Origin of the sequence: Phenylobacterium sp., assembly GCF_036563285.1 — a bacterium.
In the GTDB taxonomy this organism is placed as follows: Bacteria; Pseudomonadota; Alphaproteobacteria; order Caulobacterales; family Caulobacteraceae; genus Phenylobacterium.
Genome location: NZ_DATCMR010000002.1, coordinates 204,831 through 225,418 on the forward strand (window position 1 = coordinate 204,831; position 20,588 = coordinate 225,418).

17 protein-coding genes are annotated in these 20,588 nt (G+C 70.9%); 8 read left to right on the forward strand and 9 right to left on the reverse strand.

Features of this window, described 5'->3' with window-relative positions:
• Positions 1 to 4 precede the first annotated feature (4 nt).
• From VIL76_RS01240 to VIL76_RS01250, 3 genes are all read left to right on the forward strand, one after another.
• Entirely contained in the window at positions 5 to 1,615 is a 1,611-nt protein-coding gene (locus VIL76_RS01240; protein ID WP_332043160.1) for a TolC family outer membrane protein, read from the forward strand.
• A 115-nt stretch (positions 1,616 to 1,730) separates the two neighbouring features.
• The gene (locus VIL76_RS01245) at positions 1,731 to 2,303 is read left to right on the forward strand and encodes a DUF2497 domain-containing protein (RefSeq protein ID WP_332043161.1); all 573 of its coding nucleotides are present in this window, start codon (positions 1,731 to 1,733) and stop codon (positions 2,301 to 2,303) included.
• A 153-nt stretch (positions 2,304 to 2,456) separates the two neighbouring features.
• Entirely contained in the window at positions 2,457 to 5,123 is a 2,667-nt protein-coding gene (locus tag VIL76_RS01250; protein WP_332043162.1) for a valine--tRNA ligase, read from the forward strand.
• 1 nt (position 5,124) lies between these two features.
• Here the strand turns inward: VIL76_RS01250 and VIL76_RS01255 are convergent, their stop codons facing one another.
• From VIL76_RS01255 to VIL76_RS01280, 6 genes are all read right to left on the reverse strand, one after another.
• Complete coding sequence (locus VIL76_RS01255) at positions 5,125 to 6,177, reverse strand: PepSY-associated TM helix domain-containing protein (protein ID WP_332043163.1); 1,053 nt, start codon at positions 6,175 to 6,177, stop codon at positions 5,125 to 5,127.
• A gap of 5 nt (positions 6,178 to 6,182) precedes the next feature.
• Positions 6,183 to 8,261 (reverse strand): TonB-dependent siderophore receptor, encoded by a 2,079-nt coding sequence (locus VIL76_RS01260; protein ID WP_332043164.1) that lies wholly within the window; start codon positions 8,259 to 8,261, stop codon positions 6,183 to 6,185.
• Positions 8,262 to 8,390: 129 nt separating this feature from the next.
• Positions 8,391 to 8,765, reverse strand: coding sequence for a VOC family protein (locus VIL76_RS01265; RefSeq protein ID WP_332043165.1), 375 nt, complete (start codon positions 8,763 to 8,765; stop codon positions 8,391 to 8,393).
• On the reverse strand, positions 8,762 to 9,520 hold the full coding sequence (locus VIL76_RS01270; protein WP_332043166.1) for a DUF1080 domain-containing protein: 759 nt from the start codon (positions 9,518 to 9,520) through the stop codon (positions 8,762 to 8,764). The genes VIL76_RS01265 and VIL76_RS01270 overlap by 4 nt, the downstream gene beginning before the upstream one ends.
• On the reverse strand, positions 9,517 to 10,908 hold the full coding sequence (locus VIL76_RS01275; RefSeq protein ID WP_332043167.1) for a Gfo/Idh/MocA family oxidoreductase: 1,392 nt from the start codon (positions 10,906 to 10,908) through the stop codon (positions 9,517 to 9,519). Before VIL76_RS01275 ends, VIL76_RS01270 begins: the two co-directional genes overlap by 4 nt.
• On the reverse strand, positions 10,905 to 11,624 hold the full coding sequence (locus VIL76_RS01280) for a methyltransferase (RefSeq protein ID WP_332043168.1): 720 nt from the start codon (positions 11,622 to 11,624) through the stop codon (positions 10,905 to 10,907). Before VIL76_RS01280 ends, VIL76_RS01275 begins: the two co-directional genes overlap by 4 nt.
• 178 nt (positions 11,625 to 11,802) lie before the next feature.
• Here VIL76_RS01280 and VIL76_RS01285 point away from each other — a divergent pair, with 178 nt between their 5' ends.
• A complete protein-coding gene (locus tag VIL76_RS01285) occupies positions 11,803 to 13,569 on the forward strand; it encodes a class I adenylate-forming enzyme family protein (RefSeq protein ID WP_332043169.1) in 1,767 nt (588 codons plus the stop codon).
• Between the two features lie 23 nt (positions 13,570 to 13,592).
• Complete coding sequence (locus VIL76_RS01290) at positions 13,593 to 14,303, forward strand: TlyA family RNA methyltransferase (protein ID WP_414695403.1); 711 nt, start codon at positions 13,593 to 13,595, stop codon at positions 14,301 to 14,303.
• Between the two features lie 36 nt (positions 14,304 to 14,339).
• Here VIL76_RS01290 and VIL76_RS01295 read toward each other — a convergent pair whose 3' ends face one another.
• Positions 14,340 to 14,996, reverse strand: a complete 657-nt coding sequence (locus VIL76_RS01295; protein ID WP_332043170.1) for a hypothetical protein — start codon at positions 14,994 to 14,996, stop codon at positions 14,340 to 14,342.
• Between the two features lie 130 nt (positions 14,997 to 15,126).
• On the opposite strand from VIL76_RS01295, the gene VIL76_RS01300 reads away from it, so the two are divergent.
• Together VIL76_RS01300 and VIL76_RS01305 are read left to right on the forward strand one after the other, a co-directional pair.
• On the forward strand, positions 15,127 to 16,404 hold the full coding sequence (locus tag VIL76_RS01300) for a class I SAM-dependent RNA methyltransferase (protein ID WP_332043171.1): 1,278 nt from the start codon (positions 15,127 to 15,129) through the stop codon (positions 16,402 to 16,404).
• 20 nt (positions 16,405 to 16,424) lie between these two features.
• Positions 16,425 to 17,429, forward strand: a complete 1,005-nt coding sequence (locus tag VIL76_RS01305) for an LLM class flavin-dependent oxidoreductase (protein ID WP_332043324.1) — start codon at positions 16,425 to 16,427, stop codon at positions 17,427 to 17,429.
• Here VIL76_RS01305 and VIL76_RS01310 read toward each other — a convergent pair.
• Positions 17,426 to 18,505 (reverse strand): PA0069 family radical SAM protein, encoded by a 1,080-nt coding sequence (locus VIL76_RS01310; RefSeq protein WP_332043172.1) that lies wholly within the window; start codon positions 18,503 to 18,505, stop codon positions 17,426 to 17,428. The genes VIL76_RS01305 and VIL76_RS01310 overlap by 4 nt on opposite strands.
• Positions 18,506 to 18,583: 78 nt before the next feature.
• Between VIL76_RS01310 and VIL76_RS01315 the strand changes: the two genes are divergently transcribed.
• Complete coding sequence (locus VIL76_RS01315; protein ID WP_332043173.1) at positions 18,584 to 19,036, forward strand: cell wall biosynthesis glycosyltransferase; 453 nt, start codon at positions 18,584 to 18,586, stop codon at positions 19,034 to 19,036.
• On the opposite strand, the gene VIL76_RS01320 is transcribed toward VIL76_RS01315, so the two are convergent.
• Positions 18,971 to 20,587, reverse strand: a complete 1,617-nt coding sequence (locus VIL76_RS01320; protein WP_332043174.1) for a lytic transglycosylase domain-containing protein — start codon at positions 20,585 to 20,587, stop codon at positions 18,971 to 18,973. The genes VIL76_RS01315 and VIL76_RS01320 overlap by 66 nt on opposite strands.
• Position 20,588 lies beyond the last annotated feature (1 nt).

Here is a 20,588-nt window from a genome sequence, read left to right on the forward strand (position 1 = left end):
TCTTATGTCGAAGAGCCTTCGCGGCCGTTTGCTAGCCGCGATCTTCAGCGCCTCCGCCTTCGGGCTGACGGCGGCCCCGGCGGCGGCCGAAACCCTGGCCGACGCCATCGCCATGGCCTACGAGACCAACCCCGTCCTGGCGTCCCAGCGAGCCACCCAGCGCGCCCTTGACGAGACCTATGTCCAGGCCCGCTCCGGCTGGCGTCCGACCCTGAACTTCACGAGCACCTACGCCTACGCTGAGACCCGCACGCCCGGCGAATCGCGCACGTTCGCCCAGCGCCTGTTCGGGCCGGGGGTCACGAACGGCAACACCCAGTCCAATAGCCTGAGCTTCAACCAGCCGATCTGGACCGGCGGGCGCGTGGCGGCGGCGGTGTCGGCGGTCGAGGCCGACATCATGCAGGGGCGGGAGAACCTGCGGCGCGTGGAAGCCCAGGTGCTGGCCCAGGTGATCCAGGCCTATGTGGACGTGCGCCGCGACGAGGCCGCTCTCGGCATCCGCCAGCGCAACGTTGAGGTGCTGCAGGCGCAGCTACGCGAGAGCCAGGCCCGCTTCGACGTGGGCGAGATCACCCGCACCGACGTGGCGCTCTCCGAGTCGCGCCTGGCCGGCGCCCAGTCGCTGCTGCAGAACGCCGAGGCCCAGCTGGCCATCAGCCGCGCCAACTACGCCGCCGCTGTGGGCCGCAATCCCGGGACGCTCTCGCCCGAGCCCTCGCTGGCGTACCTGATGCCGCCGACGGTGGACGAGGCCTTCACCGTCGCCGAGACCTACAGCCCGCTGCTGCGGTCGCAGCAGTTCGCCGAGCAGGCGAGCCGCGCCCGCGTCGCCGGCGCCCGCGCCGAGCGGCTGCCGAACATCTCCGCCGGCGCCAGCCTGGTGTTCAGGGACGACTCCGCACTGGAAGGCATCGCCCGCGAGCAGTTCGCGCGTGAGACGAGCGTCGGCGTGACCGTGCAGGTCCCGATCTTCAACGGCGGCCTGACGAGCTCGCGCATCCGCCAGAACATCGAGCGCAACAACGCCGATCGGATCACGGTGGAGACCCAGCGCCGCAGCGTGCTGCAACAGGTGACCCAGAGCTGGAACCAGCTCATGGCTGCCCGCGCCCAGATCGCCTCGACGGCCCAGCAGGTGCGCGCCGCCACCATCGCCACCGAAGGCACCCGCGAGGAGCAGAAGGTGGGGCTTCGCACCACCCTGGACGTGTTGAACGCCGAGCAGGAGCTGCGCAACGCGGAGCTCTCCCAGGTGCAGGCGCGCCGCGACGAATACGTGGCCGCGGCGACCGTGCTCTCCGCCATGGGCCGGCTGGAGGCCAGGAACCTGGTGCCGACGGTGCCGCAGTACGACGCCAAGGCCAACTTCCGCCGCCTGCGCATCACCTGGGGCTGGGTGCCGTGGGAGGAGCCGATCTCGATCGTCGACCGCGTCGTCGCCCTGCCGCCCGCGCCGCAACCGAAGGACAAGCCGACCGAGCCGCCGATCGGCCCGGGCCTGCAGCCGCCGCCGAACCCGGCGGTGGTCACCCAGCCGCAGGCCGCCGCGCCGACCCCGCAGCTGCGCCCGGCGCTCAACGTCTTGGACCTGTTCAGGCCGAAGCGGCGCTAGCTCATCTCGGTTCGCCTTGCAGGCGAACCGGGCTCGCGTGGCAAATTGCAGGATCGGCTCGGGGCGCTTAGGCTAGGGGCCAGATTCTCACGCATTCAGCGGCGGTCCCAGGCCCATGTCCGAACAGACTTCGCAAGAACCGACCATGGAGGAGATCCTCGCCTCCATCCGCCGCATCATCTCCGAGGACGATGCGCCGGCTGCGGATGCGAAGGCGACCCCGCCGCACGCCGAGCAGCCGCCGACCCCGGTCGAGCCGGAGCCCGCGCCAGCCGCCGAAGCCGCGCCCGAGCCCGAGCCTGCGCCGGCCCCTGCGCCGGAACCCGAGCCGGTGCAGGCCGCCGCGCCGCCTGAGCCGGAAGACGACGACCTGGAGCTCACCGACAAGGTCGAGACCCACGGCGATCTCGACGTCTACACCCCGCCGCCCGCGGCCGCCCCGGAGCCCGCGCCCGTCCGCGCCATGGAGCCGCTCGTGAGCGACCGCGCGGCGTCGGCCGCCGCCTCGGCGTTCGACCGCCTGAGCGCCACCATCGCCATGCCGGCGGAAGGGCGCACGCTGGAAGACGTCGTCCGCGAGCTCCTGCGCCCGCTCCTCCAGCAGTGGCTCGACGACAACCTCCCGGGCATCGTCCAGCAGGCCGTCGAGGCCGAGGTCGAGCGCATCGCGCGCAGCCGAGTACGCTAGGCCCAAGATACCGCTCATCCCCGCGCAGGCGGGGACCCAAGCGGCGTTTGCGGACGCTCCGGCCTCAGGGATTCCCAATCAGCTCAGCTTGGGTCCCCGCTTTCGCGGGGACGAGCGGATGTGTATTGCACCGCACTCCACCAAGCTGAGCTCATGCTAGACAAGACCTTCGATCCCAAGACCGTCGAGCCGCGCCTCTATGCCGCCTGGGAGGCGTCGGGCGCGTTCGCGCCGATCGACGACCCGGCCGCCGAGCCGTTCTCCATCGTCATCCCGCCGCCGAACGTCACCGGCTCCCTGCACATCGGCCATGCGTTGAACAACACCCTGCAGGACGTGCTGATCCGCTTCGAGCGGATGCGCGGCAAGGCGGCCCTGTGGCTGCCCGGCACCGACCACGCGGGCATCGCCACCCAGATGGTCGTCGAGCGCCAGCTGGCCGCCGAGGGCAACCAGTCCCGGCGCGACCTCGGCCGCGACGACTTCGTCGCCAAGGTCTGGGAGTGGAAGGCAAAATCCGGCGGGACCATCGTCAACCAGCTTCGCCGCCTGGGCGCCTCCTGCGACTGGTCCCGCGAGCGCTTCACCCTGGACGAGGGCCTCTCGGCCGCGGTCCGCAAGGTGTTCGTGACGCTCTACAAGGAGAAGCTCATCTACCGCGACAAGCGGCTGGTGAACTGGGACCCGCACTTCCAGACCGCGATCTCCGACCTCGAGGTCGAGCAGCGCGAGGTGGACGGCCACTACTGGCACTTCGCCTATCCGCTCGAGGACGGCTCCGGCGAGATCGTCGTCGCCACCACCCGGCCCGAGACCATGCTGGGCGACACCGCCGTCGCCGTGCACCCGTCCGATGAGCGCTATACCGCGCTCATCGGCAAGGCCGTGCGCCTGCCGATCGTCAACCGGCCGATCCCCATCATCGCCGACGAGTACCCGGACCCGGAGAAGGGCTCCGGCGCGGTGAAGATCACGCCCGCCCACGACTTCAACGACTTCGCCGTCGGCAAGCGCCACAACCTGCCGATGATCAACATCTTCGACGACTTCGCCCGGCTGAACGACAACGTGCCGGCGGAGTACCGGGGCATGGACCGCTTCGCGGCGCGGAAGAAGGTGGTGGAGGCGTTCGAGCAACTCGGGCTCCTGCGCGACGTCGAGAAGACCCGCCACACGGTGCCGCACGGCGACCGCTCCGGCGTCGTCGTCGAGCCCTACCTGACGGACCAGTGGTACGTGAACGCCGAGCACCTTGCGCGCGAGGCGATCTCGGCCGTCGAGACCGACCGCACGGTCTTCGTCCCCAAGCACTGGGAGAAGACCTATTTCGAATGGATGCGGAACATCCAGCCCTGGTGCGTCTCGCGCCAGCTCTGGTGGGGCCACCGCATCCCGGCCTGGTTCGGACCCGACGGCCGGGTGTTCGTCGAGGAGACCGAGGAGGAGGCGCGGCGCCAGGCCCGGGAGCATTACGGCCGCGACGAGCCCCTGCGCCAGGACGAGGACGTCCTGGACACCTGGTTCTCCTCGGCGCTTTGGCCCTTCTCCACCCTCGGCTGGCCGGAGAAGACGGACGACCTGCGCCGGTTCTACCCGACCCACACCCTGATCACCGGCTTCGACATCATCTTCTTCTGGGTCGCCCGGATGATGATGCAGGGGCTGCACTTCATGGGCGACGTCCCCTTCAAGCGCGTCTTCATCAACGCCCTGGTGCGCGACGCCGAGGGACGGAAGATGTCGAAGTCCAAGGGCAACGTCATGGACCCGCTGGAGCTGGTCGACGACTACGGCGCCGACGCGCTCCGCTTCACGCTCACGGCCATGTCCGGCCAGGCCCGCGACATCAAGCTCAGCCGCCAGCGCATTGAAGGCTATCGCAACTTCGGCACCAAGCTGTGGAACGCCACCAGGTTCTGCCAGATGAACGGCTGCGCCCGCGCCGAGGGGTTCGACCCGGCGGGAGTGAAGGTCACCCTCAACCGCTGGATCGTCGGCGAGACGGCGCGCACGGCCCAGGCGGTGACGAGCGCGCTCGCCGACTGCGGCTTCGACGAGGCGGCGAACACGCTCTACCGGTTCATCTGGAACCAGTTCTGCGACTGGTACGTGGAGTTCGCCAAGCCGCTGCTCACCGGCGACGATCAAGCCGCCAAGGTGGAGACCCAGGCCACCGCCGCCTGGGTGCTCGACCAGGCCCTGCTCCTCCTGCACCCGGTGATGCCGTTCCTCACCGAGGAGCTGTGGGGCCAGACGGCGGACGCCGGCGCGCCGCGGGCCCACGCCGACTTCCTGATGACCGCGCGCTGGCCGGAGCTGCCGGACAGCCTGATCGACACCGCGGCCGACGCCGAGATCGCCCTGCTCATCTCCGCGATCACCGAAGGCCGTTCGGTGCGGCAGGGCCTCAACGTCCCGCCATCTGCCCACCCGGCGCTGCTGGTGGTGGACGCGACCGACCGGCAGCGCGAGGTGCTCCGCGCCAACGCGGCCCTGGTCCAGCGCCTGCTGCGGGTCGCGGAACTCCGCTTCGTCGACGCCGCCCCGGAAGGCTCCATCCCCTATGTGGTGGAAGGCGCGACCCTGGCCCTGCCGGTCGCGGAGTTCATCGACCTCGCCGCCGAACGCGCCCGCCTGAGCAAGGAGGTCGGCACGCTCTCGCAGGACATTGAGCGCACGGCCAAGAAGCTCGGCAACCCCGACTTCGTCTCCCGCGCGCCGGAAGAGGTCGTCGAGGAGAACCGCGAGCGCCTGGCCGAGGCTGAAGCGGCCAAGGCCAAGCTCGAGGAAGCGCTGAGCCGACTCGGCGCGGTGGCCTGATCTATTCGGCCGCGGCCGGCGCCTTCATCGGCGCCGGCCGGGCTCGGCGCGGCGGGAACAGCTTCCGCCGGTAGGACTCGGCCCCATAGACCGCGAGCGCGGCGAGCGAAAGCCCCGTCAGGAAGGTGAGCAGCTTCCAGGCGAGGCCGCCCACCTTCGAGGCGTGGATCGGCCAGAAGGCGTTGTAGGCCCGCTGCTGCAGCGGATGCGCCATGGCGTCCTCCGCCTGCAGGATCCGCCCCGTCTTGGGGTCGACGTGCACCACGGTCCGCCCATTGGTGTGCCACTCGCCGGGCTGGCGCAGCCGCACCACCGCCGCGCGGCCCGCCTTGGCCGGCATCACCGCCATTCGCAGCGTCGCCTCCGGGAACTGGGCCTGGGCGGCCGCGAGGGCGCCCGCCCAGTCTGTTTCGCCGGCCCCTGCCGCGGGCGGCTTGGCCGGCGTAAAGCCCATCACCTTCGGGGTCCATTGGTTCAGCGCCACCGCTGACCCGGTGAGGGTGATGACCACCGCGATCGGCGCCGCGATCACGCCCAGGTCGCGGTGCGCCGCGAGCCAGCCGGCGCGGCCGCCGCGCCGCGGCGACAGGGTCCAGGCGAAGCTGCGCCAGCTCGGCAGCCACAGCACCAGGCCGGTCAGGATCATCGTCAGCGCAAAGAGCCCGGCGATCCCCGCGACCTTCACGCCGGTTTCGCCGGCGAGCAGGTGGTGGTGCAGGTCGAACAGCCAGTCGACCACGCGCTCGTTCTTGCCCCACCGCTGGACCACCGCCCCGTCGGGGGCGATGTAGCCGCCGCCGTCGGCGGTGTTCACCTGGTGCAGGCCGACCTCGGGGGAAGCGAACACCACGGAGCGCACGTCGGCGAACTCCGCCTTCGCCGCCGCCACGGCCGCGGCGGCGCCGGCTGGGGTCACCGTGACCGCCTCGGCCGCGCCGGGCACGGTTGCGCGGATCCACTGCGGCTTGAAGACCAGGCTCGCGCCCGACAGCGCCAGCGGCACGAGCAGCAGGCACAGCGCAAGTCCCGCCCAGGCGTGGATCTTGCGCAGCACCCCCATCACAGGGCGCGGGAGACGGTGAACTTCACCGTCCGCGGGGCGCCGACGCCCAGCAGGTTGTTGCCGGCCGAGTTCCAGTAGGCCTCGTCCAGCGCGTTCTCGACATTGACCTGGAAGCTGGTGAGGCCGCCGGCGATTTCCCGCTCGTAGCGGGCGCCGAGGCTCAGGGTGACATAGGCGTCGACGAAGGCCTGGTTGCGCGTGTTCACCGGCCGCTCGCCCACATAGAAGACGCCGGCATTGACCGAGAGGCCTTCGACCTGCGCGATACGGTAGTCGGCGAACAGGCTGCCGGTCCACTCCGCGGTATTCTCCGGCGTGCGGCCGATCACCAGCGGGTCCGAGGCGCGTTCCAGGCTGGCGTCCATCCATTGGCCCGAGGCGATCAGCGAGAGGCTCTCGGTGAGCTCGCCGGCGGCCATGAACTCCACGCCGCGGTACTCGGTCTCGCCGTCGAGGACGAAGCGGTTCTGGCTGTTGATGAAGGCCGACGGGCGAACGATCTCGAAATAGGCGATCGAGGCTACGACGCTGTCGCCGAACTCCGCCTTGGCGCCGGCTTCCCACTGGGTGGAGGTGGCGGGCGGCAGGAGCTCCTGGGGGTTGACGACGCCCGTCAGCGGCGCAACGCCGCCTTCCTCGAGCCCTTCCAGATAGGTGGCGTAGAGGCTGACGTTCGGCAGCGGCTTGTAGACCACGGACAGCGCAGGGACGGTGTCGTCGGCCGTGTAGACGGTAGGCGCCAGGGTGAGGGCCGGATTGGACAGGTTGGGCGCCGGGATGTTGATGCTCTCGTAGTCGGACAGGCGCAATCCGGCGATCACCTGCAGCGGACCCCACTGCATCCGGTCCATCACGTAGTAGCCGATGTCGGTGATCTTCGTGGCCAGGGCAGGGGTGGGCGTGCCGAAGTTGGGCTGCGCCACCGCGCGCGGCGTGAAGAGGTTCTGCGCCACCGTACGGTTCGGACCGACGTAGCCGCGCGATGTCCGCTGGTTCGCCGTAAAGCCGAAGGTGAGCTCGTGCTCGATGGGGCCGGTGTCGACGAGGCCGGTCAGCTCGGTGCGGACGTTGCGGTTCACGAACCGCTGGTCGCGGGTCAGCGAGATCTGCAGCGTCCCCTCGCCGGTGGTCAGGCTGTAGTTCTGGAACTGCGAGAAGTAGCGGTCGCGCTCGGTCAGGGCCTGGCCGAGGTCAAGCCGAACCGCCCAGCGGGGGGTAAGCTCGTAGTCGACGCTCAGCAGGGTGTTCTTCGCGAACGCGTCGTACCGCTGCCACTTGTCCCCGAGGTTGAGCTTGGGGTCGGGAATCTCCGGCAGGCGGATCACCCCGCCCACCGCCGGCAGCAGCGCGATCGCCGGCGGCTCGGAGATGTCCTTGCTGATGAACTCGTAATCCAGCCGCACGGTCAGCCGGTCGGTGGGCTCCAGGTCGAGCGCGACGGCCGCCAGTGCGCGCTCGCCCTGCACCCGGCGGATGCCCGGCTCCACCTCGCCGTAGGCGAAGTTCGCCCGCACGCCGACCTGACCGTCGAGGAAGCGTCGGCTCACGTCGAGCGCCCCGATCAGTGAGCCGTGGTCGTCGCCGCGCACGGAGAGGACCGTCAGCGGGTCCGCCTCCGCCCGCTTGGTGGTCATGTTGATCACCCCGGAAGGCGGCACGAAGCCGTAGTAGAGCGCCGAGGCCCCCTTAAGCACCTCCACACGCGCCTTGTTCTCCAGCGGCAGGTCCACCAGGTTGATGATCGGCAGGGCCCCGTTCAGGCGGTAGTTGCCCCGGTTCTCCACCAGGATCCCGCGGATCGAGATGTTGTCGTAGGTGGCCCCGTTCAGCTGCGAGCGGGTGACGCCGGCCGTGTTGCGCAGGGCGTCGTGCAGGGTCAGCGCCGCCTGCGCCTCGATCACCTCGCGCGAGATCACGTTGACGGTCAGCGGGGTGTCGATGACGCGGGCGTTGCGGAAGGCGCCGACCTGCACGGTCTGGGCGCCGAAGCCGCGGTCGGCGGTGACCACCAGCTCGTCCAGGGTGCGCCCGCTCTCAGCCTCGGCCTCGGCGGCGCCCGCCTGGGTCGCGAACACGCTCGCCCCCATGAGCAGCAGGGGAAGGAGGACGCGACGCGCGGGAAGGGGAGACATCAGACCTGCGAATGAAAATGCGAATAATTCGCAATTACCGAGCGCAGGGCTGCGGGTCAACAGCCGTGGTGGTCAGGACTGTGTAGCGAGCACCTGGGCGAACATCATCCGGTGGCCCTCGGGGGTCGCCACGGCCATCTCGCGCACGCCCCACGGCTTGTCGGCGGGGCGAGAGCGGATCAGCGCCCCGCGGCCCTCGAACTCCGCGGCGAGCGCGTCGACGTCGTCCACGTTGACGTAGGCGAAGTAGCTGTGGTCGCCGAGCTCGGCCGGCGGGATGGCGTCCGGGCAGGCGCCGATCATCATCCGCAGCCCGTCGCGCGACAGGCATTCCCAGTTGCCGGCGTCGTTCCAGTCGCGGCTGAAGCCCAGCACCTCGGTGAAGTAGCGGGTGGTCGCGGGGAGATCGCGGACCGCCAGGACGTGGGCGTAGGGCGTGAGCGTCACGGGACCTCCCGCAGCCAGATGTTGCGGAAGCTGATCGGCGGGGACGGGTCGCCGTGCGCCTGCAGCTTGATCGGGGAGGGGCCGTGCGCCCGGTACACGGGCTTGCCGATGTAGACCGTAGGCCCGGCGAGCTCGAAGCCGTCCTGCACCAGGACCCCGTTGTGGAAGGCGGTCACCCGGGCCGGCTTCGTCACGGAGCCATCGGCGGCGAACACCGGCGCGCGCCAGATCACGTCGTACGTCTGCCATTCGCCGGGCGGGCGGGACGCGTTCACCAGCGGCGGGTTCTGCTTGTAGACGGAGCCGGCCTGGCCGTTGACGTAGGTCTCGTTCTTCCAGCTATCCAGGATCTGCAGCTCGTAGCCGAGGTCGCCCGCGCCGGTGGACGCCAGGAAGAGGCCGGAGTTTCCGCGCGCCTGGCCAGAACCGGTGATGTTCGCCGGCGCCCGATATTCCAGGTGCAGCTGGTAGTTCCGGAAGCTCCGCTTAGTCTCGATGTTGCCGGCGGTCTTCACCACCGTGATGACGCCGCCCTCGACCTTCCAGCCGGCCGGACCCTTGGTGCGGGTGGAGACCCACTGATCAAGGCTGCGCCCGTCGAAAAGCACCACGGCGTCGGCCGGCGCCGCGGCGTCCGTCCGCCCGGGCGTGACCACCGGCGGGATCGGCGTCCACTGCTCGGTGTCCGCAGGCTTCGGCCCCGGCGCGTCCTGCGCCAGCGCCGCGGCGGCGAGGGCTAGGAGCGCGCTCCTCACAGCTCCCAGCCCTTGCGGTAGGTGCGGCCGAGGAAACGGTTGGCGTCGGCGACGTTGGTGACCCGGCCGGCGGCGCCGTCATAGTCGATCGCCTGCTCCGCCTTCAGCGCCACCACGCCCAGGTTCATGGTCTCGTTCAGCGGCACGGCGTACTCGAAGGGGCAGGAGATGGCTTCCTCGCCGCGGATGGCCCGGATCCAGTTCATCTCGTGCCCGGCCATTCCGCCCTGCACGCGGGGCAGCGAGCGCGGCACGGCGGCCGCCGCCTCGGTCAGGCCGTCGCCGATCAGCACCGGCTTCTCCCCGTAGGTCTCGTGCATCAGCATGCCGCGCGCGCCCATGAACAGCACCCCACCGTCTGGGCTCATCTTCAGCTCCGCGGGGAAGCCCGCCGGGGTGGGCGGCAACAGCCCGCCGTCGTACCAGGTCAGGCTGAGCGGCCCGCCTTCGGCGTTGCCGAACTCATAGCGGGTGATGGTGCCCAGCGGATAGCTGCCGAGCTCAGCCGGCTGCTTCATCTCCCAGAGGCTCGCGTTACCCGGCCACCGGGTGTGCCGCGTCTCCACCCGCGTGGGCAGCCCCGGCTCCAGCGCCCAGACCGGGAAGTCGATCAGGTGGGCGCCCATGTCGCCCAGCGCGCCTGTGCCGAAAGGGACCCAGCCGCGCCAGTTGAAGTGCGCGTAGTCCGGGTGGTAGCCCCAGCTCACGTCCGCCGGGCCCAGCCACAGCTCCCAGTCCAGGTTCGCGGGCTTGGCTTGCGCCTCGGGCCGGGCGATCCCCTGCGGCCACACCGGCCGGTTGGTCCAGACCAGCACCTCGCGCACGGGCCCGATCACCCCCGCGCGGATGAGCTCGACGACCCGGCGGCCGTCGTCGCCGGAGTGGCCCTGGTTGCCCATCTGGGTGACCAGCTTCGGATTGGCGCGGGCCAGCGCCAGCAGCCGGCGGCCCTCCTCGATGGAATAGGTCAGCGGCTTCTGCACATAGACGTGCAGGCCGCGCTGCATGGCCATCTGCGCCGCCACCGCGTGGTGGTGGTCCGGCGTGGCGATCACCACCGCCTCGATGTCCTTGCGCGCGTCGAACATGCGTCGGTAGTCGGCGAACCGCTGGGTCTTGTCGTAGGCCGCCTTCAGCGCGACGCGCTCGGGGCGCAGCTGGCCGTCCTTCAGCATTCCCTTCGCCACGCGGTCGAAGTCCACGTCGCAGGCGGCCACGATGTTCTGGCCGGTCAGCTTCGACATGTTGGAGGCGCCCTGGCCGCCGGCGCCGATCACCGCCACGTTGACCCGCTGCCCGGGCTTCAGCCGCCGCGGCGCCGTGAGCGCGGGAGAGGCGAGGGCCGCCGCCCCCGCCGCCAGGACTCCGCGCCGGGTAAGGGCGCTCACTTCGGCTTCCGGAACTTCAGCAGGAACTGGTCGGTCTTGCCGCGGATGGCCGGGTTGAAGACCATCTTCGTGTGGTCGTCCGCCGGATCGGCCACCGCCTTGCTCTCGCTGTCCAGTCTGAAGCCGGCCTTCATCACGTCCGCCTTCACCCGCGACACGTCGATCCGGTGAAGGGTCTCGGTGACGCTCATCGGCGCCCCGGGCGCGGCGGCATGGTCGAGGATCACATAGACCCCACCGGGCTTCAGCGCCGCGTAGACCGCCCTGTTGAAGCCGTCCACGTCGGCCGGCCCCATGAACTTGTCGTAGAGGTCGTGGTAGTTCTGGCGGATGAACACCGCGTCCAGGCCCGAGGGCAGGGCCATGGCGTTCACAGGCGGCTGGCTCACCACCACGTTGCGATGCGCCGGCTGGGCGGCCACCTGGGTCAGCATCGGGATCACCTCCGGGTGGGCCTTCACCACCTCGGCCGGCATCACCGCATAGACCTTGCCGTTCGGCCCCACCGCCTGGCTCAGCGCGCGCACGAACCGGCCCGCCACGATGTCGGCCACCTTGTCGCCGGGCTTCAGCCCGATGAAGGCCACTACCTCCGGGCCCTTCATCGACGGGTCCGTCAGGGCGTCCGGCCCGGGATTCTGCTGCGCCTGGACGCTGGAGCCGAGCCCCGCCGCCAGCAGCACGCCGGCCGCGATCGCCCCTCTGAAATGCTTCATCCTGCGCCTCCTCCTGAAGCCGAGCTTAGCATGGCGTCACCCTGGCGGAACCGCGTTACGGACGCCTCCGCCGGGCCCTCTCGAACAGCTGTTTGCGCATCCCGCCGCCTTGTGCTTGTTCCTGGGCCAAGTGGACGCGGCCGGACGAGGTCGCGCGAGTAAGCAGGAGACGCTTCCGATGTCCGAGGTCCAGGCGAACGATCTGCCACCCGGCTGGCCCGCCATGTCGATCGAGCAGGCCCACGCCCTTCTGACGGCGCCAGGGACGCCCACCGAGGTGGAGGAGATCGAGATCCGCGGCATCCGGACTAAGGTCTGGAAGAACCTGCCGCCGGCGATCCGCGACGTGGTCACCTGGTCGCGCCAGCACGGCGAGAAGATCTTCCTGGTCTACGAGGACGAGCGGGTCAGCTTCGAAGCCTTCCACCGCGCCGTGGCGAACTTCGCGAAGGAGCTGCAGGCCCAGGGCGTGCAGAAGGGCGACCGCGTCGCCGTCATCATGCGCAACCTGCCGGAGTGGGTGGTGGCCTTTTACGGCGCCGCGGCGGCGGGCGCCGTCGTCACGCCCCTCAACGCCTGGTGGACCGGACCCGAGCTGGAGTACGGCCTGACCGACTCCGGGACGAAGATCGCGGTGATGGACTACGAGCGCTACGAGCGACTGATCGAGCACATCCCCAACTGCCCGGACCTCGCCCGCGTCTACGTCAGCCGCACCCGCGACGAGGAGATCGCCCACCCGCTGGTGACCAAGTTCGAGGACGTGCTGGGCGGCGCGAACGCCTGGAAGGACCTGCCGGACACGCCGCTGCCCGACGTGGCCATCGCCCCGGACGACGACGCGACCATCTTCTACACCTCCGGCACAACGGGGAAGCCGAAGGGCGCCCTGGGCACCCAGCGCTCGGTCAACACCAACATCTTCACCGCCGCGGCGGCCTCGGCCCGCAGCTTCCTGCGCAAGGGCGAGCAGCCGCCGGCCCCGGACCCCAACGGGCCGCAGCGCTCGGCCCTGATCAGCGTGCCGTTCTTCCACGTCACCGGCTGCTTCGCCGTGCTGAACCCGACGCTGTTCGCCGGCGGCAAGCTGGTGATGATGTACAAGTGGGACGTGATCCGCGCCTTCGAGCTGATCGAGCGCGAGAAGATCATGCTGGCCGGCGGCGTGCCGACCATCGCCTGGCAGCTCCTCGAGCACCCCGCCCGCGCCAGCTACGACCTCTCGTCGCTGGAGAGCGTCTCTTACGGCGGCGCGCCGTCTGCCCCGGAGCTGGTGCGGCGGTTGCGCGAGGTGTTCCCGAGGTCGCAGCCCGGCCAGGGCTGGGGCATGACCGAGACCTGCGCGGCGGTCACCTCCAACGGGGGCGAGGACTACGTGAACCGCCCCACCAGCTGCGGCCCGGCGGCGCCGGTCGCCAAGCTGGAGATCCGCGATCCGGTGGACGGCAAGACCGTCCTGCCGCCGGGCGAGGTGGGCGAGCTCTGGTCCTTCGGGCCGATGAACTGCAAGGGCTACTGGAACAAGCCCGAGGCCACGGCCCAGACCTACGTCGACGGCTGGGTGCGCACCGGCGACCTCGCCCGCCTCGACGAGGAGGGCTTCTGCTACATCATCGACCGGGCCAAGGACATGCTGATCCGCGGCGGCGAGAACATCTACTGTGTGGAGGTGGAGAACGTCCTCTATGACCACCCCGCGGTGATGGACGCGGCGATCGTCGGCAAGCCGCACCGCACCCTCGGCGAGGAGCCGGCGGCGGTGGTGACCCTGAAGCCGGGCGCCTCGGCCACCGAGGACGAGCTGCGGGCCCACGTGGCCGAGCGGCTGGCGGCCTTCAAGGTGCCGGTCGAGGTGAAGTTCTGGCACGAGACCCTGCCGCGGAACCCGAACGGCAAGATCCTCAAGAACGAGCTGAAGAAGCTGTTCGAAGGCGAGACGGTCTGAGGAAGCGAGCCGATGTCCTGCTGGTGGAGCGCGGCTTCTTCGAGAGCCGCGCCAAGGCCCGGGCGGCCATCGAAGCGGGCGGCGTCACGGCCGATGGGGCTCCGGTCGCCAAGGCCTCGCAGGAAGTGGACGAGGCGGCCGAGCTCACCGTGCCGGACTCACACCAGTGGGTGGGGCGTGGCGCGCTCAAGCTGCTCCACGCACTGGACACTTGGCCGATCGCCGTCGAGGGCAGGGTGGTCCTCGACGTCGGCGCCTCCACCGGCGGCTTCACCGAAGTGGTGCTGAGCCGCGGGGCGGCCAGGGTCTACGCCGTGGACGTCGGCCGCGGTCAGCTGCATCCGCGGCTCGCGGCCGACCCGCGCGTGGTCAGCCTGGAGGGTCTCGACGCCCGCTCCCTTACGGCCGCGCACATGCCCGAGCCGCCCGGCCTCGTGGTCACCGACGTCAGCTTCATCGGCCTGGCCAAGGCATTGCCCGCGGCCCTGGCGCTCGCGCCGCCCGACGCTGACCTGGTGGCGCTGGTGAAGCCGCAGTTCGAGGTCGGTCCCGAGCGGGTGGGGAAGGGCGGCCTGGTGAAGGACGACGCGGCCCGCGCCGACGCGGTGGCCGGTGTGCGCACCTTCCTCGAAGGCGCCGGCTGGGCCGTCCAGGCGGTCGTCGAGAGCCCTGTCACCGGCGGCGACGGCAACGTCGAGTTCCTGCTGTGGGCCAAAGCAAAGGGCCGCCCCTGAAGGCGGCCCCTGTACGCTTACGCTACTGACTGGAGACTAGTCGACGACCTGGTAGCGGCCGCTGCTATCCATGCAGACGCGGACGAAGCGGGTCTGGACCCGGCCGTCCGGCATGTGGATCGGGCTTTCGGCCAGGGTGCAGCCGTCGGCGCCGACCTCACGCTGGGTCATCCGGTAGCGCTCGCCGCCGCGGCCGTAGGCGTAGGAATTGTCCGCGTACACGCCGCCGTAGGCGCGGTCGCGGTGACGGCGGCCACCGCGCGGCTGGTACACGTCCTGCTCGTAGCCGAAGCCCGGCTGGGCGTAGGCATAGGGCTGGGGCTGCGGGTTGTAATAGGCCTGCGGGGCGCGCGCGTACTGCGGCTGGCCGCCGGTGCAGGCCGCGCCGTTCTTGCCGATGGCCGCGCCGGCGAGGGCGCCCACCGCGCCGCCCAGCAGGGCGCCGTCCTGGCGGGCGTTGCGCGCCGCCGCGTTCGCGCCGACCGAGGCGCCGATCGCCCCGCCCAGCAGGGCGCCGACGACGCTGCGGCCGGAGGACTCGCGCTTGCACGGGTCGTAGCCGTAGCCGGCGCCGTTCCCGTTGTAGCCGTACTGGCCATAGGGCTGGGCCGCGGCCGTAGCGGCGGCGCTCAGCGCCATGGCGCCGGCGGCCAGAGCGACCACGCCCTTGGCGAACATCGAACGCTTGGTCATGTGGAGGATCCCCTGCTCTCGAAAATGCGGGCCGCTTGCCGCGACCTCGGCTGTCGTTATGGCCACGCCAAGCTGAACGTCGGCCAACAAGGGCGTTCATCTTTGTTCACGCCTCGCGCTAAGACGCCGCATGCGCCGTCCTCGTCCCAATCCCAGACCCGCCCCCGCCGGCCCGCCGGTGGAGCTCGCCATCGAGGCTATGGGCGGCGAGGGCGACGGCGTGGCCGTCGGTCCCGCCTTCGTGCCCTTCACCCTCCCGGGCGAGCGGGTGCTGGCGAAGGGCCGGGGCGATCGGCGCGAGCTCGTCGAGGTGCTCGCCGCCAGCGCCGACCGTGTGACGCCGCCGTGCCCGCACTTCTTCGCCTGCGGCGGCTGCGCCCTGCAGCACTGGGCCCATGAGCCCTACCTCGCCTGGAAGGTGGAGCGGCTGAGGGGCACGCTCGCGCGCCAGCACCTCGAGGTCGAGTTCCTGCCGGCCTTCGCCGTCGCGCCGCAGACGCGCCGCCGCGTGGCGCTGCACGCCCGCCGGGGGAGCCGCGAGGCCGCCCGCCTGGGCTACAAGATGCGCAAGAGCTGGGACCTGGTGGACATCGCCGTCTGCCCGATCTCCGATCCCCGGATCCAGGCCGCGGTCCCGGCGCTGAAGCGGCTGGCCGCGCCGCTGTTCGAGCATCCGAAGTCCGCGCCCACCCTGCACACCACGTTGACCGACACCGGGATCGACGTCGACATCACCGGCGTGGAGGCCAAGTCCGGCGGCCTCTCCGCCGACGGCCGGATGCAGCTCGCCGAGCGCGCCGCCGAGGCGGACTTCGCCCGTGTGACCCTGGCCGGCGAGATGGCCTACCTGGCCCGCCAGCCCACCGTCCGGCTGGGCCCGGCCACCGTCGCCCTGCCGCCCGGCGCCTTCCTGCAGGCGACGCCCGGCGCGGAAGCCGCCATGGCCGCCTTCGTCGCCGAAAACGCCCAAGGGGCGAGCCGCATCGCCGACCTCTACTGTGGGGTCGGCACCTTCACCTTCCGTCTGGCCGAGATTGCGCCGGTGCACGCGGCCGACTTCGCGCCGGAGGCCGTCCACGCGCTCACCTCCGCACTGGCTACCGCGCCCGGCCTCAAGGGCGTCGCCGCCGAGGCCCGTGACCTGGTCCGCAGGCCGGTTCTGGCCGAGGAGCTGCGGAAGACCGACGTCGCCGTGTTCGACCCGCCGCGCGCCGGCGCCGCGGAACAGGCCGCCGAGCTCGCCCGCTCCTCCGTCGCGCGAGTGCTCGGCGTCTCCTGCAACCCCGCCACCTTCGCGCGCGACGCCCGCATCCTCGTGGACGCCGGCTTCCAGCTGGAGCGGGTGTTGCCGGTCGACCAGTTCCTCTGGTCGCCGCACATAGAACTTGTGGGGGTGTTCTCGCGGTGAGCGGCGACCATATGGAGCCGATGGTTCCGCTCTCCGTCCTCGACTTGTCGCCGATCATTCAGGGCGCTGACGCCCGCCAGGCGCTTGCCAACTCCCTGGATCTGGCCCGCCACGCGGAGCGGCTGGGCTACCGCCGCTTCTGGATGGCCGAACACCACAACATGCCCGGCGTGGCCAGCGCCGCGACCGCCGTCTGCCTGGCCCACGTCGGGCAGGGGACCTCCACCATCCGCATCGGCGCCGGCGGGATCATGCTGCCCAATCACGCGCCGCTGGTGATCGCCGAGCAGTTCGGCACGCTGGAGGCACTGTTCCCCGGACGCGTCGACCTGGGCCTCGGCCGCGCCCCTGGCACGGACCAGCTCACTGCGCGGGCGCTGCGGCGCACCCTCATCGGGGACGTGGACCGCTTCCCGCAGGACGTGGTCGAGCTTATGGCCTACTTCCAGCCGCTACGGCCCGAGCAGCGGGTGCAGGCGGTGCCAGGCGCGGGACTGAACGTGCCGGTCTGGATCCTGGGCTCGTCCACATACGGCGCCCAGCTCGCCGCAGCGCTGGGGTTGCCCTACGCCTTCGCCTCCCACTTCGCGCCCGCGGAGTTGGAGCAGGCGATCGCCATCTACCGGCAGCGGTTCGAGCCCTCCGAGCAGCTCGCCAGGCCCTACGTCATGCTCGGCTTGAACGTCGTCGCGGCCGAAACGGACGCCGAGGCGAAGCGGCTCTTCACCTCCATCCAGCAGGCGTTCCTCAACCTGCGCACCGGCCGTCCGGGCCCGCTGCCGCCGCCGGTCGACGACATCGAGGCCCGCTTCGCCGCCGCCGGGATGACGCCCGGCATGCAAGGGGCGCTAGCCACTGCCGTGGTCGGTGGCCCCGAAACCGTTCGCCAGGGCTTGGCCGCGTTCGTCGAGAAGCACGCGCCCGACGAGGTCATCGTGACGGCGCAGATCTACGACCACGCCGCGCGGCTACGGTCGTTCGACATTCTGGCGCGGGCGGCGGGACAGCTGGCGCAGGCCGCCTAGGTCCCGAACAGGTCGATCTGGTCGCCGGCCTTCGGCGGAGGGCGGAACTGGGTCATGTCCAGGCCGTCGAAGTCGAAGTCCAGGCCGTAGCGCTTCTTGGCGGCGTCGAACCGGCGCGACATCAGGGCGGCGAGCGGGCCTTCGCCGCGCATCCTGCGGCCCCACTGGCTGTCGTACTCCTTGCCGCCCCGCATCTGCCGCACCAGCGACATCACCCGGGCGGCGCGGTCCGGATGGTCGCTCGCCAGCCACTCCTTGAACAGGTCCTTGATCTCCAGCGGCAGGCGCAGCGCGACGTAGCCCGCGCCGCGCGCGCCGGCCGCGGCCGAGGCCTCCAGGATGGGCTCGATCTCGTGGTCGTTGAGGCCGGGGATCATGGGGGCGGCCATGACGATCACCGGCACGCCGGCCTCGCTCAGCCGGCGCACGGCGTCGAGGCGCTTCTCGGGCGTGGCGGCCCGCGGCTCCATGGATCGGGCGAGCTTGCGGTCGAGGCTGGTGATCGAGATCGCCACCCGCACCAGGTTCTTCGCCGCCATGGCCGAATAGATGTCGACGTCGCGCAGGATGAGCGCCGACTTGGTGATGATCGAGAAGGGATGGTTGAACCGCTCCAGCACCTCCAGCACGCCGCGGGTGACGCGAAGAGTGCGTTCCTGCGGCTGGTAGGGGTCGGTGTTGCCGCCGACGTGGATCACCTCCATCCGGTAGCGGGGATTGGAAAGCTCGGCCTCCAGCAGGCGCGCGGCCTCGGGCTTGAAGAACAGCTTGGATTCGAAGTCGAGACCGGGCGAGAGGCCCATGTAGGCGTGGGCGGGCCGCGCGTAGCAGTAGATGCAGCCGTGCTCGCAGCCCCGGTACGGATTGATCGAGGCGTTGAAGCCAACGTCGGGGCTGTCGTTGCGGGTGATGATCGCCTTGGCCTTCTCGGCCGAGACGGTGGTCCGAAGGGGCTGCGGCTCGGCGTCCTCAACCGTCCAGCCGTCGTCGAAGCCCTCCCGGATCTGCGCCTCGTAGCGGCCGGTGGCGTTCGAACGCGCGCCGCGCCCGCGGATCTGCTGGGTGAATGTGGTCACTGAGGCAGCGTAGTGTCTTCGCGCGAACAAAACAAGAACTCACTTGACGCTGCTTATGCCCGGCGGGCTGTTGCGGCCATGCTCTCCGTGATCGTCGATGCGCAAGGGGCCGAAGATCGGCTCGCCGGGCTGTTCGCGGCGCTGACGCCCGCGGCCGTGGAGGGGCTGGTGCGCGAGGTGCTGGTCGCCGGCGCCGCCAAGACCGAGCTGGGCGCCGAGGCCGTCGAGGCCATCTGCAAGGACATGGGGGCGGAGGAGGTCGGCGACCTTCCTGCGGCCGTGGCGCAGTCCAAGTCCGACTGGGTGCTGGTGCTGCCGGCGGCCATCCGCTTCCGTGACGGGTGGGTCGAGCGGCTGCGGGACCATTTGGCGGCGGGCCCGGCCGACGCGCTCGTGCGGGGTCAGCGGGAGGGCGGCCTGTTCGCGAAGCGCCCGGCGGGCGTGCTCACCCGTCGCGAGACGGCCTCAGGGCTGGCCGGCCTGGACGCCCTGCTGCGAAAGCTCGACCGGCGCGCTCGGCGGCTGGACTAGGTCCATCCGCGCGTCGATCAGGCGCGCGCCACCCGCGAGCGCATCCAGGGTCGGCGTGTCCTGGCCCCACTGGCGCCGGTAGGTCCAGTAGGCCGCCATCACCTTCTCGACGTAGTTGCGCGTCTCCTGGGCGGGCAGGCACTCGATGATCAGCAGCGGGTCGGCGTCGTTCCCCACCTTCTTGAGCGTGTTCAGCACCGCGCCGGGGCCGCCGTTGTAGGCGGCGACCACGCGCAGGATGTCGTAGCCCACGCCGCGGTCCATCAGCCAGGCGATGTAGTCCTGGCCGGCCCGCATGTTGTAGGAGGCGTCGAACAGCGGCGACGGATCCTTCTTCAGCTTGTCGTCGCCCACGGCCCGCGCCGCGCTCTCGGGCATCAGCTGCATCAGGCCGATCGCGCCGACCGGCGAGATGGCGGCCGGGTTGAAGCGGCTCTCCTGGTAGCCGATCGCGTAGACCAGGGCCTTGTCGATCGTGAAGCCGCCGACCGGCGTCAGCTCCGGCGCAGGGTATTCCGAAAGCCCGGGCGACATGCGCTTCACCGGCGCGGCGCTCGCCGACGAGCGCTCGGGGGAGGCCGCGCCCAGGGCGCCGATCAGCTTGGTCCAGCTGTCGCGTTCCTTGTCGCTGCGGGCCAGCGCCAGGCCGGCGCGCAGCTCGACACGCGCCTCGTCGACCCGGCCCAGTTGGACTAGGGCCGCGGCGCGGTGGGCGCGAACGTGCTTCTGGGCGAACTTCACCAGCTCGGGGTCGGCCTTTGCCAGCGGCGGCGCATTGCGCCGCGGCTGCGGCGCCGAGGCGTCGTAGGAGACGCGCACGATCTCGCCCGTGTCGGCGGACTGGGTCGCGAGCAGGCGGATCTGCCGGTCGGCGATCATGCCGTAGAAGGTGGTCGGGTGCTGGGCGGCCAGCCGCAGGAAGCCGCGGGCCTTGCCCTCGTCGCCCATCAGGCTGGCGGTGCGGTGCGCCCAGTAGGCGGCGCCGGAGCGCAGCCAGGGATCCTGGTTGGCGTCCTGCGCCAGCTCGGTGAAGAAGCCGTGCGCCTGGACGTAGTTGGCCAGGCGGTAGGCCGCCAGGCCGGCGATCCAGCGCTCGCCGGCGGCCGGCGCCAGCTCCAGCGCGCGGACCGCGTCGCCCGAGTAGAAGGCCTCGCGGGCCATGCGGCCGGCGTCGACGGTCGGCAGGTCCACCTTGTGCAGGTCGGCGATGGAGAGCTCGGGCTCCGGCGGGGCCTCGGCCTCGGCGGGCTTGCGCTTGGCGGCCAGCGAGAACACCCGCTCGGCCAGCGGCAGGTCGCGGAACTTGGACAGCCAGCCGGTCAGCTCCTCGAACGAGGCCTTGTGGGCCGAGGGGTGCATCAGCTGGCGGAAGGAGATGTAGCCGAGGAGCGACTTGTCCTTGATCTCGACGGCCTTCATCTGCGCGTCGATGAAGTCGCCCCGGTCGGACGCCTCGAAGGCCATGGCGTAGGCCTGCGCGTCATTGGCCGAAAGCGGCGCAAGGCCGTCGGCGAAGGCGGGCGCGGCTATAGCGGCGCTCGCCAGGAGCACG

Bases quoted from the DNA above. Each gene is read 5' to 3' on its own strand.
- VIL76_RS01240 (WP_332043160.1), top strand. From the start codon at position 5: ATGTCGAAGAGCCTTCGCGGCCGTTTGCTAGCCGCGATCTTCAGCGCC.
- VIL76_RS01300 (WP_332043171.1), top strand. From the start codon at position 15,127: ATGCGCCGTCCTCGTCCCAATCCCAGACCCGCCCCCGCCGGCCCGCCG.
- VIL76_RS01295 (WP_332043170.1), bottom strand. From the start codon at position 14,996: ATGACCAAGCGTTCGATGTTCGCCAAGGGCGTGGTCGCTCTGGCCGCC.
- VIL76_RS01305 (WP_332043324.1), top strand. From the start codon at position 16,425: ATGGTTCCGCTCTCCGTCCTCGACTTGTCGCCGATCATTCAGGGCGCT.
- VIL76_RS01250 (WP_332043162.1), top strand. From the start codon at position 2,457: ATGCTAGACAAGACCTTCGATCCCAAGACCGTCGAGCCGCGCCTCTAT.
- VIL76_RS01315 (WP_332043173.1), top strand. From the start codon at position 18,584: ATGCTCTCCGTGATCGTCGATGCGCAAGGGGCCGAAGATCGGCTCGCC.
- VIL76_RS01245 (WP_332043161.1), top strand. From the start codon at position 1,731: ATGTCCGAACAGACTTCGCAAGAACCGACCATGGAGGAGATCCTCGCC.
- VIL76_RS01280 (WP_332043168.1), bottom strand. From the start codon at position 11,624: ATGAAGCATTTCAGAGGGGCGATCGCGGCCGGCGTGCTGCTGGCGGCG.
- VIL76_RS01285 (WP_332043169.1), top strand. From the start codon at position 11,803: ATGTCCGAGGTCCAGGCGAACGATCTGCCACCCGGCTGGCCCGCCATG.